This window comes from Pseudomonas sp. SWI44, from assembly GCF_002947915.1.
GTDB classification, from domain to species: domain Bacteria; phylum Pseudomonadota; class Gammaproteobacteria; order Pseudomonadales; family Pseudomonadaceae; genus Aquipseudomonas; species Aquipseudomonas taiwanensis.
Genome location: NZ_CP026674.1, coordinates 5,315,928 through 5,330,989 on the forward strand (window position 1 = coordinate 5,315,928; position 15,062 = coordinate 5,330,989).

The 15,062-nt window shown below is 58.1% G+C and carries 16 protein-coding genes and 2 pseudogenes; 5 read left to right on the forward strand and 13 right to left on the reverse strand.

All coding sequences use genetic code 11. The annotated features are described in order from the left end of the window. Positions 1-429, forward strand: coding sequence for a DUF1294 domain-containing protein (locus tag C4Q26_RS25055; protein WP_027907340.1), 429 nt, complete (start codon positions 1-3; stop codon positions 427-429). Between the two features lie 117 nt (positions 430-546). Here the strand turns inward: C4Q26_RS25055 and C4Q26_RS25060 are convergent, their stop codons facing one another. Next, on the reverse strand, positions 547-891 hold the full coding sequence (locus C4Q26_RS25060) for an MmcQ/YjbR family DNA-binding protein (RefSeq protein ID WP_023380795.1): 345 nt from the start codon (positions 889-891) through the stop codon (positions 547-549). Positions 892-898: 7 nt separating this feature from the next. Then, positions 899-1,801: a LysR substrate-binding domain-containing protein gene (locus C4Q26_RS25065; RefSeq protein WP_104883838.1), complete on the reverse strand. Its 903-nt coding sequence runs from the start codon at positions 1,799-1,801 to the stop codon at positions 899-901. Between the two features lie 133 nt (positions 1,802-1,934). Here C4Q26_RS25065 and C4Q26_RS25070 point away from each other — a divergent pair, with 133 nt between their 5' ends. Together C4Q26_RS25070 and C4Q26_RS25075 are read left to right on the forward strand one after the other, a co-directional pair. Next, complete coding sequence (locus tag C4Q26_RS25070) at positions 1,935-2,546, forward strand: FMN-dependent NADH-azoreductase (RefSeq protein ID WP_023380793.1); 612 nt, start codon at positions 1,935-1,937, stop codon at positions 2,544-2,546. A 130-nt stretch (positions 2,547-2,676) separates the two neighbouring features. Further along, positions 2,677-3,735 (forward strand): dienelactone hydrolase, encoded by a 1,059-nt coding sequence (locus C4Q26_RS25075; RefSeq protein WP_104883839.1) that lies wholly within the window; start codon positions 2,677-2,679, stop codon positions 3,733-3,735. On the opposite strand, the gene C4Q26_RS25080 is transcribed toward C4Q26_RS25075, so the two are convergent. The 3 genes and pseudogenes from C4Q26_RS25080 to C4Q26_RS28950 all read right to left on the reverse strand — a co-directional run bounded on the left by C4Q26_RS25080 (position 3,685) and on the right by C4Q26_RS28950 (position 6,989). Further along, positions 3,685-4,875, reverse strand: a complete 1,191-nt coding sequence (locus tag C4Q26_RS25080) for an MFS transporter (RefSeq protein WP_104883840.1) — start codon at positions 4,873-4,875, stop codon at positions 3,685-3,687. The genes C4Q26_RS25075 and C4Q26_RS25080 overlap by 51 nt on opposite strands. A gap of 150 nt (positions 4,876-5,025) precedes the next feature. Further along, the gene (locus C4Q26_RS25085; protein ID WP_104883841.1) at positions 5,026-6,612 is read right to left on the reverse strand and encodes an ABC-F family ATPase; all 1,587 of its coding nucleotides are present in this window, start codon (positions 6,610-6,612) and stop codon (positions 5,026-5,028) included. Positions 6,613-6,653: 41 nt separating this feature from the next. Further along, positions 6,654-6,989: pseudogene (locus C4Q26_RS28950) on the reverse strand (integrase). Between the two features lie 25 nt (positions 6,990-7,014). Here C4Q26_RS28950 and C4Q26_RS25095 point away from each other — a divergent pair. Beyond that, a complete protein-coding gene (locus C4Q26_RS25095; protein ID WP_027907343.1) occupies positions 7,015-7,290 on the forward strand; it encodes a metal/formaldehyde-sensitive transcriptional repressor in 276 nt (91 codons plus the stop codon). 7 nt (positions 7,291-7,297) lie between these two features. Continuing rightward, positions 7,298-8,236 carry a CDF family Co(II)/Ni(II) efflux transporter DmeF gene (gene dmeF / locus C4Q26_RS25100; RefSeq protein WP_104883842.1) on the forward strand — a complete coding sequence of 313 codons (939 nt, stop codon included), beginning with the start codon at positions 7,298-7,300 and terminating at the stop codon, positions 8,234-8,236. Positions 8,237-8,264: 28 nt separating this feature from the next. Here dmeF and C4Q26_RS28955 read toward each other — a convergent pair whose 3' ends face one another. The 8 genes and pseudogenes from C4Q26_RS28955 to C4Q26_RS25130 all read right to left on the reverse strand — a co-directional run bounded on the left by C4Q26_RS28955 (position 8,265) and on the right by C4Q26_RS25130 (position 14,975). Continuing rightward, positions 8,265-8,726: a methyl-accepting chemotaxis protein gene (locus tag C4Q26_RS28955; RefSeq protein ID WP_238346437.1), complete on the reverse strand. Its 462-nt coding sequence runs from the start codon at positions 8,724-8,726 to the stop codon at positions 8,265-8,267. A 132-nt stretch (positions 8,727-8,858) separates the two neighbouring features. Continuing rightward, positions 8,859-9,596: pseudogene (locus tag C4Q26_RS28960) on the reverse strand (PAS domain-containing protein); the annotation flags it as partial. Between the two features lie 12 nt (positions 9,597-9,608). Then, entirely contained in the window at positions 9,609-10,583 is a 975-nt protein-coding gene (locus tag C4Q26_RS25110) for a GGDEF domain-containing protein (RefSeq protein ID WP_104883843.1), read from the reverse strand. Positions 10,584-10,608: 25 nt separating this feature from the next. Further along, positions 10,609-11,379: an EAL domain-containing protein gene (locus C4Q26_RS25115; RefSeq protein ID WP_371919566.1), complete on the reverse strand. Its 771-nt coding sequence runs from the start codon at positions 11,377-11,379 to the stop codon at positions 10,609-10,611. A gap of 509 nt (positions 11,380-11,888) precedes the next feature. Beyond that, positions 11,889-12,863, reverse strand: coding sequence for a fimbrial protein (locus C4Q26_RS25120; protein ID WP_104883845.1), 975 nt, complete (start codon positions 12,861-12,863; stop codon positions 11,889-11,891). After that, positions 12,860-13,144, reverse strand: a complete 285-nt coding sequence (locus C4Q26_RS27965) for a hypothetical protein (RefSeq protein WP_158664918.1) — start codon at positions 13,142-13,144, stop codon at positions 12,860-12,862. The genes C4Q26_RS25120 and C4Q26_RS27965 overlap by 4 nt, the downstream gene beginning before the upstream one ends. Positions 13,145-13,276: 132 nt before the next feature. Continuing rightward, positions 13,277-13,933 (reverse strand): HAD hydrolase-like protein, encoded by a 657-nt coding sequence (locus tag C4Q26_RS25125; RefSeq protein WP_023380781.1) that lies wholly within the window; start codon positions 13,931-13,933, stop codon positions 13,277-13,279. 130 nt (positions 13,934-14,063) lie between these two features. Next, positions 14,064-14,975 (reverse strand): LysR family transcriptional regulator, encoded by a 912-nt coding sequence (locus C4Q26_RS25130; protein WP_023380780.1) that lies wholly within the window; start codon positions 14,973-14,975, stop codon positions 14,064-14,066. Positions 14,976-15,062 lie beyond the last annotated feature (87 nt).

Genomic DNA, 15,062 nt, shown 5'->3' on the forward strand with positions numbered 1-15,062 from the left:
ATGGCACGCACGCAAGCCAAGGGGCAGTATGGCGCCGCTCGTGAGGAGGGGGTACGCCATGCCCGCTTCAAGCTGCTGGTTTTGGGCGCATTGTGCCTGCTGCCAGGAATTGGCGTGGCCCAGATGGCTTGGGGTGGGCAAGCCTGGTGGCCGCTAGCCGTCTATCCGGCGGCGAGCTTGATCTGCCTGCTGCTGTACTGGCAGGACAAGCACCAGGCGCGCGCCCAAGCCTGGCGTACGCCTGAGAAGGTGTTGCATGTCAGCGAGCTTCTAGGGGGCTGGCCTGGAGCACTGGTGGCCCAACAACTGTTTCGGCACAAGACTCGGAAGGTTTCCTACCAGCTGGTGTTCTGGGGCATCGTGCTGCTGCACCAGGTGTTCTGGGTGGATTACCTGTTCCTGAATCAGCAGCTTTTCTCGTTGTTTTGATGGCGGCGTTGCCGGGGGCTGCTTGCAGCCCTTTCGCGACCCAAGGTCGCTCCTCCAGGGGCGCGTCCTTCTTGAAGTCGTCGCGTTACCTGGAGCCTCGGCTTGCCAGCGATCGGTTCACATCACCAGGCCAACCTGCAGCCGTTTTGGCAGGCGTTTCACCACTAGCTGGTGCGAGCGTTGCAGCAAATCGCACAGCTCATCCCGGCCCATGGGGTAGGGTGGCGCCATGCTGATCCACTTTGCCCGCGCCAGGTAAGGTGCCGGGCGGACGCCGGGTCGGTCGCAGTAGCCCAGAAAGGTGTCGTCCGCCACCTTGAACGACAGCCCTGCACCGGCCAGATCCAGCACCGCGAACATCTTGTTACCGGCTACCGAAAACACCCGGACACCGCCCCACTTGTAGTCTTCCCGTGCACCCGGCAAGCCCAGGCAGAAGGTCACGACCTGGTCTTCGGTCATGTGCTGCCTAGACATAACGTTCCCCACAGGCCTCGAACGACGCCGCCAGATGATCGATCCAGGCCCGTACCGCTGGAAGCAGACCCCGCCGGTGAGGGTACACCGCCTGCAGATAGCCACCAGGCAGCGACCAGTCGGGCAGCAGCCTGACCAGTTCGCCTCGTTCAAGCTGTTCCTCACAGAACATGCTTGGCAAGGCCGAGAAGCCGAGCCCGGCGCGGACGGCTGCGCTTCGCACCACGAAGTCGTCGATGGCCAGGCGCGGCTCCAGCGCAATCTCCTGCTGTTGGCCGTTTGGGCCGTGCAGACGCAAGTGCACCAGCCTGTCGGGCTCTGCTGCACCCAGGACTGGCAGGGTGGCCAGTTCGGCGGGGTGGCGAATGTGGTCGGCGAAGCCAGGAGCCGCCACCAGCTGCATCTGTGCCTGGCGCAAACGACGGGTGACCAGCGCAGGGTCCTCATCGCCCAGATCGCGGACCCGCAGGGCCACGTCGATACCCTCGGAAATCAGATCGACCCGGCGGTTGAGCAGCACCATGTCCAGTTGTACCTGAGGGTAGTGCGCCAGAAAACGACTGACCACGTCCGGCAAGAAGGCATGGGCCAAGGCGACCGGGCAGGAAACCCGCAGTCGGCCACGCGGCTCGCTGCTCATGCTCGCCACCACCTCGTCGGCCGCCTCGGCCTCCAGCAGCATGGCCTGGCAATGATGCAGGTACCGTTCGCCCACGGCGGTGAGCTTGAGCTGGCGAGTGGTGCGTTGCAGCAGGCGTGTGCCCAGACGTTCCTCCAGCTCGGCGATGCGTCGCGACAAGCGTGACTTGGGGATGCCCAGCTGGCGTCCTGCCGCCGCGAACCCCCCGGCGTCAACCACGCGGGCGAAGTAAAAGAGGTCATTGAGGTCTTGCATGGTCCTGTCTCACTGTCCTATCCATAGGACAAACTAACGCATTTTTGCTGCCTTATCAGCCATTGGCTGCCCCGGTAGGATTCTCTCCATCGTGATCGCCCACCGCCGCGGTCTTCATTCACAGGAGAGTCCCATGAAACTGTTGCATATCGATTCGAGCATCCTGGGCGACAATTCCGCCTCCCGTCAGCTGAGCCGCGAAGTGGTCGAAGCTTGGAAAGCCGTCGACCCGAGCATCGAAGTGGTCTACCGCGACCTGGCCGCCGACGCCATCGCCCACTTCTCCGCCGCGACCTTGGTTGCAGCCGGTACCCCTGAAGACATGCGCGATGCGGCCCAGGCGTTCGAAGCCAAGCTCAGCGCCGAAACCCTGGAAGAGTTCCTGGCCGCCGACGCTGTGGTGATCGGCGCCCCTATGTACAACTTCACCGTGCCGACCCAGCTCAAAGCCTGGATCGACCGTGTTGCCGTCGCCGGCAAGACCTTCCGCTACACCGAAGCCGGCCCTGAAGGCCTGTGCGGCGACAAGAAAGTGGTCCTGGTATCCACTGCAGGCGGCCTGCACGCCGGCCAAGCGACCGGTGCCGGTCATGAGGACTTCCTCAAAGTGTTCCTCGGCTTCATCGGTATCACCGACCTGGAAATCGTCCGCGCCCACGGCCTGGCCTACGGCCCGGAGCAGCGTAGCAAGGCAATTGACGACGCTCAGGCGCAGATCGCCAACGAGCTGTTCGCCGCCGCGTGATCCGCTGAGGCAATTAGAAAACGGCTGCCACCTGGGGTGTCAGCCGTTTTTTCATTTAGGTTTCATCCGCCCCGGACGATCCTGGATCTATGCTGGCGTCATCCTTTTGCTTCGCAGGGGTGGCGGGCCGATGAGCACCTCCCGAATCTTGTTGGCGCTGGTCCTGCTGGGGGGGCTGCTGCCCCGCGCCGAGGCGCAGCCTTGGAACGTTGGGCTGCACCGCATGACCCTGGACGATCCTGTCGATGCCCGTCCGATGCAGGCCCTGGCGTTCTACCCGTCCACAGGCGAGCCTCGCACCAATCGTATCGACGGCTACCCGATCCAGGTGGCCGAAGAGGCCCCGGTCGCTTTGGGTCAATTTCCCTTGCTGGTACTGTCCCATGGCAACACCGGAAGCCCGCTGGCGCTGCATTACTTGGCAACGGCCCTGGCGCACCAGGGGTTCGTCGTGGTGGCGGTGATTCACCCAGGCGACAACGCCCGCGACCACAGCCGCCTGGGCACCCTGAGCAACCTCTATGGTCGTCCGTTGCAGGTCAGTGCCGCCATCACCGCCGCCCGTGTCGATCGGTTGCTGGGGCCCTACCTGAATGACGGCAAAGTGGGTGTAATTGGCTATTCGGCCGGCGGTGAAACGGCGCTGATTCTGTCGGGCGCGCAGCCAGATCTGGACCGGCTGAGGCGCTACTGCCTGGAGCGCCCACACGATGCCGATGCCTGCAAGACCCATGGTGTATTGATAGCCGACCGTAGCGAACTGAGCCCCCAGCCAGATACACGGATAGGCGCGGTGATGCTGATGGCACCGCTTAGCCTGATGTTTGGCCGTCACGCCCTGGCTGGCGTAAAGGTGCCGGCATTGATCTTCAGCGGTGACAGCGACCAATTGGTGGCGCTGGACCGGAATGCCGAGGCCCTTGCCCGTAAGCTTCCGCTCACCCCGGATTACCGCTTGTTGGCCGGCGCTGGGCATTTCGTGTTCATGGCCCGCTGCGACGAAGAGCAGCACGCTCGCATGCCAGTGCTGTGCAAGGATGCCGACGGTGTCGACCGCCGGCATATCCATCGCTCGCTAACGCGTGACACTGCTGCATTTTTCAGCCAGGCACTGGGCGCGCCGCTGCCTGCAGGGCGCTCAACCGCCGTTGTTGCGCCGGGCCAGCAGCAGGATCAGGCCCACCCCTGACAGGGCGAGCAGGGCCGCGACGAAAAAGATCGAGGCGTAGCCCAAGTGCACGGCGACCGCGCCCATGACTGGGCCGGCGATGGCCAGGGCCAGGTCGAAGAACACCGCGTAAGCGCCCAGTCCGGCACCTCGGCTGCTGCTGGGCACCTGCTTGATGGCCTCGACCCCCAGCGCCGGATACACCAGTGAAAGCCCGAAGCCGGTCAGGCCCGCCCCCAGCAGTGCCCAGGGCGGCGAAGGGGCGAGCCACAACAGGCCCAAACCGACCACTTCGGTGGCCATGCAGGCGATGGCCACGTTGTAGCCGCCAAAGCGGTTGACCGCGTTGACGAACAGCAGCCGCGAAACGATGAAGCACAGGCCGAATGCGCTCAGGCACCACGCTGCGCCAATCCAGCCACGCTCAAGGTAATAAAGGGTGACGAAGGTGGTCAGGGTGCCATAACCGATCGAGGCCAGTGTCAGCCCCAGGCCGCAGGGCGCGACGCGCCCGAAAGCCGACCAGAACGGTAGGCGTTCACCACGGACCACCACCACATCCGGGCGCTTGCGCAATGCCAGCAAGGCCGACAGCGCAAGCAGCAACAGCGCAGGGCCCAGCACACTGAAGCCAAGGCCGTCCACGGCCAGCACGCCCACCGGCGCACCGATGGCAATGGCGCCGTAGGAGGCGATGCCGTTCCAGGAAATCACCCTGGCCGTATGCTCCGCACCTACCTGGCTGATGCCCCAGCTCAATGTCGCCACCCCAATCAGCCCCTGGGCCACGCCCAGCAGCACCCGTCCAGCCAGCAGCAGCAACAGGCTCAGCACGGGAAGTCCAAGCGTCCAGGCCGACAGCAACGTCAATACCCCGCAGCCGGCAATCCCGAACAGTCCGTAGCCAATGGCACGCTTGCCACCCAAGGTATCGGCCACACGCCCAGCGAAGGGACGGCTGAGGAGGGTGGCCAGGTACTGCAGGCCGATGGTCACCCCGGCGATTACCGCGCCAAAGCCCAATTGGTCATGCACGTAGCCGGGCAGCACCGCAATCGGTAAGCCAATGCAGAGGAAGGCGATGAAGGTGTAGAAAACGATCGACAGGATCTGTAGCGTGCGGTTGGCGCGGGTGCTGGGGGAGGGTTGTTGCGCGGTCATGGGCTCGTTCGCGGGCGGGCGGTGGGCGTGGATTCATCATGGCCGTTGCGCGACGGAAATGAAAGCAGGCTAATGATTATTTGATTGCGAGCCTTGCCCGCTGGGCCGGGGCGCAAAAAAGGGCCGCGGTGCGGCCCTTGTGCGGTCGGCTCAGACTACGACGCCCTGGCTGCGCAGGTAGTCATCGTAGGTGCCGCTGAAGTCCACCACGCCAGTGGGGGTCAGTTCGATGATGCGAGTGGCCAGCGACGACACGAACTCGCGGTCGTGGCTGACGAACAGCAGCGTGCCTGGATAGTTCTCAAGCGCCAGGTTCAGTGCCTCGATCGACTCCATGTCCAGGTGGTTGGTCGGTTCGTCCATGACCAGTACGTTCGGTTTTTGCAGGATCAGTTTGCCGAACAGCATGCGGCCCTGTTCGCCACCGGAAATGACCTTCACCGACTTGAGGATCTCGTCGTTGGAGAACAGCATCCGGCCCAAGGTGCCACGAATCACCTGCTCGCCGGTGGTCCACTGGCCCATCCAGTCGAACAGGCTCATGTCGTCTTCGAAGTCGTGCGCGTGATCCTGGGCGTAGTAGCCCACTTCGGCGCTGTCGGTCCACTTCACTTCACCCTTGTCCGGGGTCATTTCACCGACCAGGGTACGCAGCAAGGTGGTCTTGCCGATACCGTTCGGACCGATGATCGCCACACGCTCGCCGGCTTCGATCGTGAAACTGAAGTCCTTGAACAGCACCTTGTCGTCGAAAGCTTTCGCCATTTTCTCGACGGTCACGGCCTGGCGGTGCAGCTTCTTGGTCTGCTCGAAGCGGATGAACGGGCTGACACGGCTTGAAGGCTTGACCTCGGCCAACTGGATCTTGTCGATCTGCTTGGCGCGCGAGGTGGCTTGCTTGGCCTTGGAGGCGTTGGCCGAGAAGCGGCTGACGAAGGTCTGCAGTTCAGCGATCTGGGCCTTCTTCTTGGCGTTGTCGGCCAGCAACTGCTCACGGGCCTGGGTGGCGGCGGTCATGTACTCGTCGTAGTTGCCCGGGAACAGGCGCAGTTCACCGTAATCCAGGTCGGCCATATGGGTGCAGACACTGTTGAGGAAGTGCCGGTCGTGGGAAATGATCACCATGGTGCTGTTACGCGCGGTGAGGATGTTCTCCAGCCAGCGGATGGTGTTGATGTCCAGGTGGTTGGTCGGTTCGTCCAGCAGCAGCAAGTCCGGATCCGAGAACAGCGCCTGTGCCAGCAGCACGCGCAGCTTCCAACCTGGCGCGACTTCGCTCATCGGCCCAAAGTGCTGTTCCAGCGGAATACCCAGGCCCAGCAGCAGCTCGCCGGCACGGGACTCGGCAGTGTAGCCATCCATTTCAGCGAATTCGGTTTCCAGCTCGGCGACGGCCATGCCGTCCTCCTCGGTCATTTCCGGCAGCGAGTAGATGCGGTCGCGCTCGGCTTTGACTTTCCACAACTGGTTGTGACCCATGATCACGGTGTCGATGACCGTGAACTCTTCATAGGCGAACTGATCCTGGCGCAGCTTGCCCAGACGGGTGTTCGGCTCGAGCATGACCTGACCCGCGGACGGCTCGAGGTCGCCGCCGAGGATTTTCATGAAGGTGGACTTGCCGCAGCCGTTGGCGCCGATCAGGCCGTAGCGGTTGCCGTTGTTGAATTTGACCGAGACGTTTTCGAACAACGGCTTGGAGCCGAATTGCATGGTGATGTTGGCGGTAGAAATCAAGTGCTTGTCCTGCGGGGGTTCCAGAGGTGTATTTAGGCCCTCTAGTCAGTGTTGGGCCAATGCTGGGCCAATTCGACTCGGGGCGGCAGCTTCTCCAGCTCCCTCCAGTCCGAGGAGGAGCTGATCCATTACGCGTAGGTAGAGGGCAACATCTCAACGCTTTGGCCAAGCTGGTTCGTGATGAACGCACGGTTCATCCCAGTCATCAGGCGCATGGTTGCGTAGGTGTGGCGGGTGTCGTACTGCCGACGTTCACGGATGTCCAGCGCTTCGAGCGCCGCTTTGAAGTGGCGGATTGTAACACTTGGTTCGTGGAACCACAGCCTGCTTTTGCCGACCCTCCCTTGCTCCCAACGAAAATCAAGCGCATCATTCACGCAATATAGGGTAGGGGGGTATGTTATGGCCCACATGCAATCCGGAAAAGATGAGTTGCTCAAGCGGGTGAAGCGCATCGCTGGACAAGTACAGGCTATAGAGCGTGCACTGGAGGGCGATGCTGACTGCGCAAAAACCCTGCATCTGGTGGCTGCAACCCGTGGCGCAATCAACGGGCTACTTGATGAGATTGTTGAGGACCATGCCCGTGAGCATGTAGCCAGGGCGGGTCTCACTGATCAAGAGAGGGCGCAAGGTGTGGAAGCGCTCCTGGAAGCCATCCGCCGATACTCAAAGTGAGAAACACATGAGCACGATCGATCCCATTCACAGCCATGATTTCCTGGGTGCTGGACACGATGAAAATGCCAAGCGCACCTTGTGGGTTGTAGCGCTGACCCTTGCCATGATGGTGGGAGAAATAGCTGCCGGATACATCACCGGTTCGATGGCCCTGTTGGCCGATGGTTTTCACATGGCCACTCATGCAGGCGCGCTGGGTATCGCCGTGGCGGCCTATGCGTTTGCCCGCAAGCATTCGCAGAATGCTGCTTATAGTTTTGGAACGGGAAAAGTGGGTGACCTTGGCGGTTTTGCGTCCGCTCTCGTTCTCGGGTTGATCTCCTTGGGCATCGGTGCTGAATCGTTAGTACGCCTTTTCGAACCTGCCCACGTGGAGTTCGAGGCGGCCACGTTCATTGCGGTAATAGGTTTGGTCGTAAACCTTGTCAGCGCCCTCATTCTCGCGGGAGGCAGTCATAAGCATGCGCATCATCATGGACACTCCCATGATCACCACACCCACACCCACACCCACACGCATGGCGACGACAACAACCTGCGTTCCGCATATATGCACGTGCTGGCGGATGCAGTGACATCTGTCATGGCCATCGTCGCACTGGTGGCTGGCAAGTACCTCGGCTGGGTATGGCTTGATCCGTTGATGGGTATAGTGGGGGCTGTCGTGATTGCGCGCTGGGCGTGGTCGCTCATTCGCGATACTGCAGCCGTGCTACTCGACAAGAGCGATGAGTATATAGCCGAGGAGATCCGTGAATTGCTCAGTCAGTTCGGGACGCTCAAGATCACAGACCTCCATGTCTGGCGAGTGGGGCCGCAGGCGCGAGCAGCCATCGTGAGTGTGCAAGGTTCTGTAGGTCTATCGGTCGATGATGTACGCGCTGCATTGGAGCCTGTTCACCAAGTCACTCATCTCACGGTTGAGTACAGGGCAACAACGTGAAGGCGAAGAAGCGAGTTGACGAAAAGGCTCAGAGTTTATCTACCGCTTCACTGAGTTGCTTGACCGTGTCCACGACCTGGCGGGCGCCGCTTTGAATTTCCCCAATGATATCCCCGGCTTGGCCTACTAACCCTACGCCGACGTCAGCCATATGTTGAGTCATCTGCATACCTTTGACAGCGTCTTGCGATAATTGATGGTTTCGCTTTACAACGTCGCTGATTTCCAAGGTGGCTTGGGCGGTGCGAACAGCGAGGTGACGCACCTCATCTGCGACGACAGCGAAACCTCTTCCTTGGGGGCCTGCTCGGGCCGCTTCAATGGCTGCATTTAGCGCCAGCAAATTAGTCTGATCAGCGATGCCGCGTATGGTTTGGACAATGCCAGTGATCATTTCAGACTGCTGACCAACGGCTGATATTTTGAGGGCAGCATTTGAAAGTTCGCCCGCAATGCTGCGGACCACCGCCACGGTTTCGCTGATGACCATGGCGCCGTGCTGCGCACGTTGGTCGGTTTCTTTCGAGACCTGATAGGCAAGCGTGGCGGCCGTTGACTCGATTTGCTGTTGTTCAACCTGCGGTGTAATGTCGCGAGCAAATTTTACAATCTTGTACAGTTTCTTGTTGGCATCAAATATCGGGTTGTAAGTGGCGCTCAACCAAACGGTGGCGCCGCATCGGTTCACCCTCTGAAAACGGCCGGAAAAGAACGCGCCCTTGTTGAGGTGCGCCCAAAAATCTTGGTATTCCGACGACTGCGCCTCTTGTTGAGTGCAAAAGAGTCGGTGGTGTTTACCCTGAATTTCAGGCATACGATATCCGAGCGTATGCAGAAAATTATCGTTGGCTTCAAGTACATATCCGTCTGGGTCAAACGCGATCATGGCCATCGATCGACTCATGGCCTCTAGGACGTTGCGTTGCTCTTGCTCGCGCCTGACGTGCTCTGTTATGTCGTTTGCGAGCATCAGTATGCGACTGACGCGACCGTCCGCCGAAAAAATTGGATTGTAGGTTGCCTCAAGCCAGAGCGTTTCACCTTGGCGGCTGCGGAAGGGGATGCGGTCGCGGATATATTCACCGTCTCGCAATGTTCTCCAGAAGCCCTCATGCCCGACACTGTGGGTATCGTCGTTCGGGCAAAGGATGTCATGGTGTTGGCCAATCAGCGTATCCAGCGTGTAACCCATTGCATGCAATACGTTTTGATTGGCGTTCGTTATAATGCCTTCCGGTGTGAACTCAATGGTCGCCGTCGAGCGACTGATGGCTGTTTCTCTGGCCTCCTGGGACCGGAGCGTTGACAAGGCATCATCCAATTCGCACTTTAGACGTTTGTTAAACATAATGGCACCCATGCAGTGGCTAAATCAGACCGTTTGGTGACCCGGCGTAAACGGGTTTTCTAAGGTTCGCGCCGTTGCGGAACCACGCTTTACACGCTTTTCTTTGTACATCGCTTGGTCAGCCCGGATGAACGCCTTTTTTAGTGAGCCAGACGGTTGGCGTGGCGCCATTCCGATTGAGGCATTGATTTTTTCTTTTTTGAACAAGTCTCTAATTCGCTGCAATAAGCACGCGCCGTCATATTCGTTGCAGTGGGTGGCAATTATCCCGAACTCGTCGCCGCCGAGTCGGGCAACGATATCCTCTTTGCGTGAAGCTTGAAGTAACGAGGTAGCGGCCCGCTTGATAAGCTGATCTCCGGCATAATGCCCTTCGGCGTCATTGGTTTGCTTGAGGTCGTCCAGGTCAATCACGATGACAGCACAGGGTGTTTCTTGGCGTTCGCAGCGCAGTTCTTCCTGGTGCAAGAGTTGTTCCCATGCTGCTCGGTTGAACAGGTTGGTCATAGCATCAGTGTACGCCTGGGTTTCGAAACGCTCGGCGCGGCGCGCCTGGAAATCTGCTTGTGTTTCAGCATGCAGTAAGCTATTTAGAAGCGACGCAATAAGTTCCAGCAGTCTGAGGTCGGCACGGTTTTCCAATAGGTTGCGATCTACCGATCTTCCATAAATAAATCCGTAGAGCATAGGCGGATAGTGGAGTAGGGGTATGGCAACGTACTGTGTAGTCTGCGTAGTGTCGCCGTGCTCGCCTGATAATGCATGTTGTATGACCCCTCCCGGCGCGTGAACATCATTGACCAAGAGGTCGGCGCGTATTTTATTCGTGATGGCTTGCAGTTCGGCGTCGGGCGTGGGGTGTTCGAAATGACTGCCGCTCGCCTTGGGGGCTTCATCGGCACCCACGCGAACAATGCTCCATTCTGCGTGTGTGAAATGAAGTTTTAAGTAGTCCAGTGTGAGCGCTATTACAGCGTTGAAGTCTATCGCGCTGTCCATGGATGACTCCTATTAGGTTTCGCTGCTAGGGCCATGCAATCTCAGGAAGGGATTCAAGTTTTGGCTTTGCGAAAAAGAACCCTTGGAACAGGTGTATCTCGAGTGCCTGAAGCGTATCAAGTTCCTCAACGCACTCGATCCCTTCGGCGATGATTTGTATGTTGAGGTCTCGGCAGACGCTTACAATGCCCTTGGTGATAACTTGCTTGGCCTTGCTGGTATGGATGTCTCTTATCAGTTCCATGTCGATCTTGAGGATGTCGGGTTGAAAGCTGGCCAGTAAATTGAGATTGGAGTGCCCGGAGCCGAAGTCATCGATTGCCGTTCTAAAGCCTTGTTTTTTATAGGATTCCATGATCTTTTTTATGTGTGCTTTGTCTGCGATGCTCTCATTTTCAGTAACTTCAAATATTATTTTTTCAATGGGAAAATTGTATTTTTCTGCGGCAAGGAGGGTGGTTCTAATGCAGGCCTCTGCTTGGTACACAGCATTGGGTAGAAAATTGATGCTCAAGCAGCTTGGCATGCCGGCTCTCGCAGCAAGTTCCACCGCTTTGACACGACACGCTTGATCAAATTTATATCTGTTTGAGTCATTTACTTTTTGCAATATGGCCTGTGCGCCAGCGCCATCTTTACCCCGGACCAGAGATTCATACGCAAAAACACAGTGGGCGCGGGTGTCGACAATGGGCTGGAACGCCATGGTGAAGTCGAAGTCAATGCCAGCGTTATCCTTGCAGCTGCGGCAGCCATGAGGTCGTTGAGGCTCAACAGGTATGAGTTGTATAGACAAGGCTGGCACCTCCTGCAGAAGGAATAACATGGCGGTACGGCTTAATGCCGACAGGCTGGGAGCGTAGGAGAGATCCTCGGTGCAGGGAGTATTGCCTTAATACCTGTACAAAGAAAGTACCTTGTACAGGTATTTTTCATTGCTTGGATGTCGAAACGGCCAAAGTAGATGGTATAAGCGCCGTATTGGCTGTATTTTCATTGGCCGACTGTGACGTTCTGTACAACAGGCCCCGTCAGGTTTCACGCTGCGCCAATCGGTCTCTGGCTCCGTGACCTAGCGAGTTTCGCTTTTCCTCTGTGTACGCAAGGCCCCATAGGCGGATTTGGTCGAGGTTTTGTGGCTGATGTGCTGGTCCGACGGCGGCTAAAAATGATGTGTGCTGATACGCGATGGTGTGCTGCTGTCTATTGCTTACGGTGGCCCAGCCTGCCTGTGGGGCGGTCGATGAGCCCATAAGGGCGAGCCGGCCAACCGGGTATGACAATGTCCTTGACGCGCACCGTGAGTCACAGATAACTCATGACGAACGTCACTTCACTACTAGCAGAGCCCGCGCTCATACCGTCATCGTATTGACCCGCGCTGCCGTTAGGCAGCGTGCGTATGTACTTCGCGCTCATGGGGATGGAGAAATTTCCGCCGAGGGTTGAGTATTCGTTGAAAACATAAGTTTTGTCGAGTTGTAGAGGTGCCTGGTTGCTGTCAAGTAGTTGAAGCGCGATGCCTTTGGCGGTTGAACCCTTGTTCAGTTCTATTATCCCGAGTTGCCCATTTACCGCTGGCGAACCTGAAGTGGCAGTCAAGCGATAACTGACCTTTTTGATTCCGCTGGGGCAGTTGTTCAGTTTTATTTCGAAGTGTTTGGGTGGGGTGGCGTTGCCTTCGCTGGCAAAGACACTTAGATTGTATTCGCCCATCTCCACCGCTATGTTCGGCGTTTCACATGACTGAAGTACGATGGATGGACTTTTGTCTATTATCATCGCTAGCGGTCTGACGGCTGATGTTTCGACTTGTATATATCCCAAGGTGCCAGCAGGTATCGTCGTACCTGACGGGATGTCGCCGGTTTTTATGATGCGCAACGCGTTCTTCGTGGTGTTGAATCCATACCCGCCCGGGGTTCTAATTGATCCACCACCGAATCCGATATAGGGCGCGTCCTGATAGATCCACTGCCACGAAAGCCCCGTATTGCCGATGGGGAAGTAGTTTTTCGTCGGTGCGTTGCTGCCGACGTTGTTTACTATTCCGGTGGTGAAGGTAGTGGAACAGGTGTACGACGCGTTACCGGAAAAGGTCTGGGCTGGAGACTCGTAGATAACGGTGTTGTTTTCTGCGTCTCGGGGGATGGAAAGCGTTGAGGGTATGCTTACGGTGATTTGTTTCTGGGAGTGGCCCTCGAAAAATTCGCAGGCGGCGAACGAAAGCGAGGGTGTCGCAATAATGCAAGCTACCAGGTATTTGATCGGCTTTATCATTCGGCGAGTCCCTCAACGTATTTCCAATTAAATTCAGGGTGTTCGAATGTCAAGCGATCATAGGCTTCCTTTAAACGAAGGGTTTCTGATGTATTATGGATTTCGTCCGAGTTGTCACGAGCGGGTAATGTACACGCGGAAATAGTTAAAAATAGGCTTGCGGCAATTACGCTTCGAGCGCTATAATGCTTGCTTGCTTGCTTGCTTGCTTGCTTGCTTGCTTGCTTGCTTGCTTGCTTGCTTGCTTGCTTGCTTGCTTGCTTGCTTGCTTGCTTGTTCATAAGTTCGCCTTGAAATTTGCATGGTGCATGCTCGGTAAATGGATGCGCCAAGTTATGTCAAGGGCCGCCGCTAGCTTAATCAGACGAATCTGATACCTCACCGCAGCCGACAGCTTTTTTGCGGGCTACACGTCAGCGCGTGGGTATGCATGGCAGCAGCAGAGGGTTTCCGGTCAGTCGCCTTAATTGGCTTACATCGGCAAACCACTCGTGGGATGGAAGATCATGGAATGCTTCATGGGTCCCATATCCCCAAGCAACCGCGCCAAACGCAATGCCTGCAGCCGATGCTGCTTCGCCATCTGTAGGCTGGTCGCCTATATAGATAACTTCTTCTGGCGTAACCCCACACTTGCGCATGACCCGGCGCAAGCGTGATGCCTTGCCGAAAATGGATGCCCCGCACTCGAAGGCGCGGAAATGTCGACAGCTGGCGCCCAGGATCTGCGTGACATTGTCTTTGGCGTTGGAAGAGACCACCGCGAGCATCAGTCCTTGCTCATCCAGATGGCTTAGCGTATCGGCGATTCCATCGAAAAGCGGGATCGAGCTTCGATTGTTGTTCATCAGACTCATGAATGTCCGCGCTACGAAAGGCAGCTTCCAGCGGGGCATTGCGATATGGGACATGATCTCCCGTGCCCCCAGTTTGCGCAGACTGTCTAGTTCTTCGGGTTGAATTCGGTTGAATGCGTGCCGGTCAGCGACTTGGTTGAACACCCGGACAAAGAAGGGAAATGAATCTGCGAGCGTGCCGTCAAAGTCGAAGATGGCAAGTCGGTACGGCATCTGAGTGTTCCTTCCTGGAGTGTGGGTGTCTTCGCGGGAAGCGCTATTTTGATGCGCTCGCGGTGCGACGGCAATTGTTCCTATATGGCAGCGCTGGCAACCCTGGTTCAGCGGACTGTTGCTCCTGAAGCTAACCTTTCCCTGACTGGAACAATCCCCGGACGACCTCCCTCAACCACCGATTCCCGCTGTCCTGGTGATACCGGGCATGCCAATGCTGCTTGACCGTGAATCCCTCGACTGCAAACGGACAGTCATGCAGGCGCAGCCCATGCATTTCGGCGAGAGTTTGCCCGATATGGCGGGGTAACGTGGCCACCAAGTCCGTCGACCCGACGATCATCCCCAACCCCAGGAACGCCGGCAGCTCCAGCATGATCCTGCGTTCGATGCCCGCGCGCGCCAAGCCGGCCTCCAGCAATTTCTGCCCGGTGCCGGCGCTGACCTGGACATGCCCTTCGGCGCGGTAGCGCGCCACATTCATCCCATGTGCCAGGCGTGGATGCTGCGGATTGCTCAGGCACACCCAGTCCTGGTCGAACAGCACCTGTTGATACATTCCTCCACCCAGCCATGGTACGAAACCGATCGCTAGGTCCGCCTCGCCGGACTCCAGTGCGCTTTCAGTATTGCCATCGATACGTGCCGCCTCCAGGCGAATTCCCGGCGCATGTGAGCGCAGGTGGTTGAGAATGCTGGGCAGCAAGGTGATATGGCTGGCATCACTGACGCACAGGCGAAAGCGACGCTGCGCCGTGGCTGGAATGAATTGTGGTTCCCAGGCGGTCAGGCGGCGCAGGGATTCCAGGACTTCCCGGCAGGGGCCGATCAACTGGTCGGCGCGTGGCGTAGGTGCCATGCCGGTCGGCGTGCGCACGAACAGCGGATCGTTCAATTGTTCGCGCAGCCGCGCCAGCCAGATGCTGATGGTCGGCTGACTCTGACCGAGCTGCTCGGCCGCGCGGGTAACGCTGCGGCAGTGATACAGCACGTCGAACAGCTGCAGCAGTTTCGGCTCAGGCAGAGCCTCCAATGTACTCATTATTGCGAATCTCAATAGTGGTATTGAACGCATTGTATAGTCTAAATAAGCCCGTCTGCATAAGGTGGTCGCAAATCACAGGAGGTC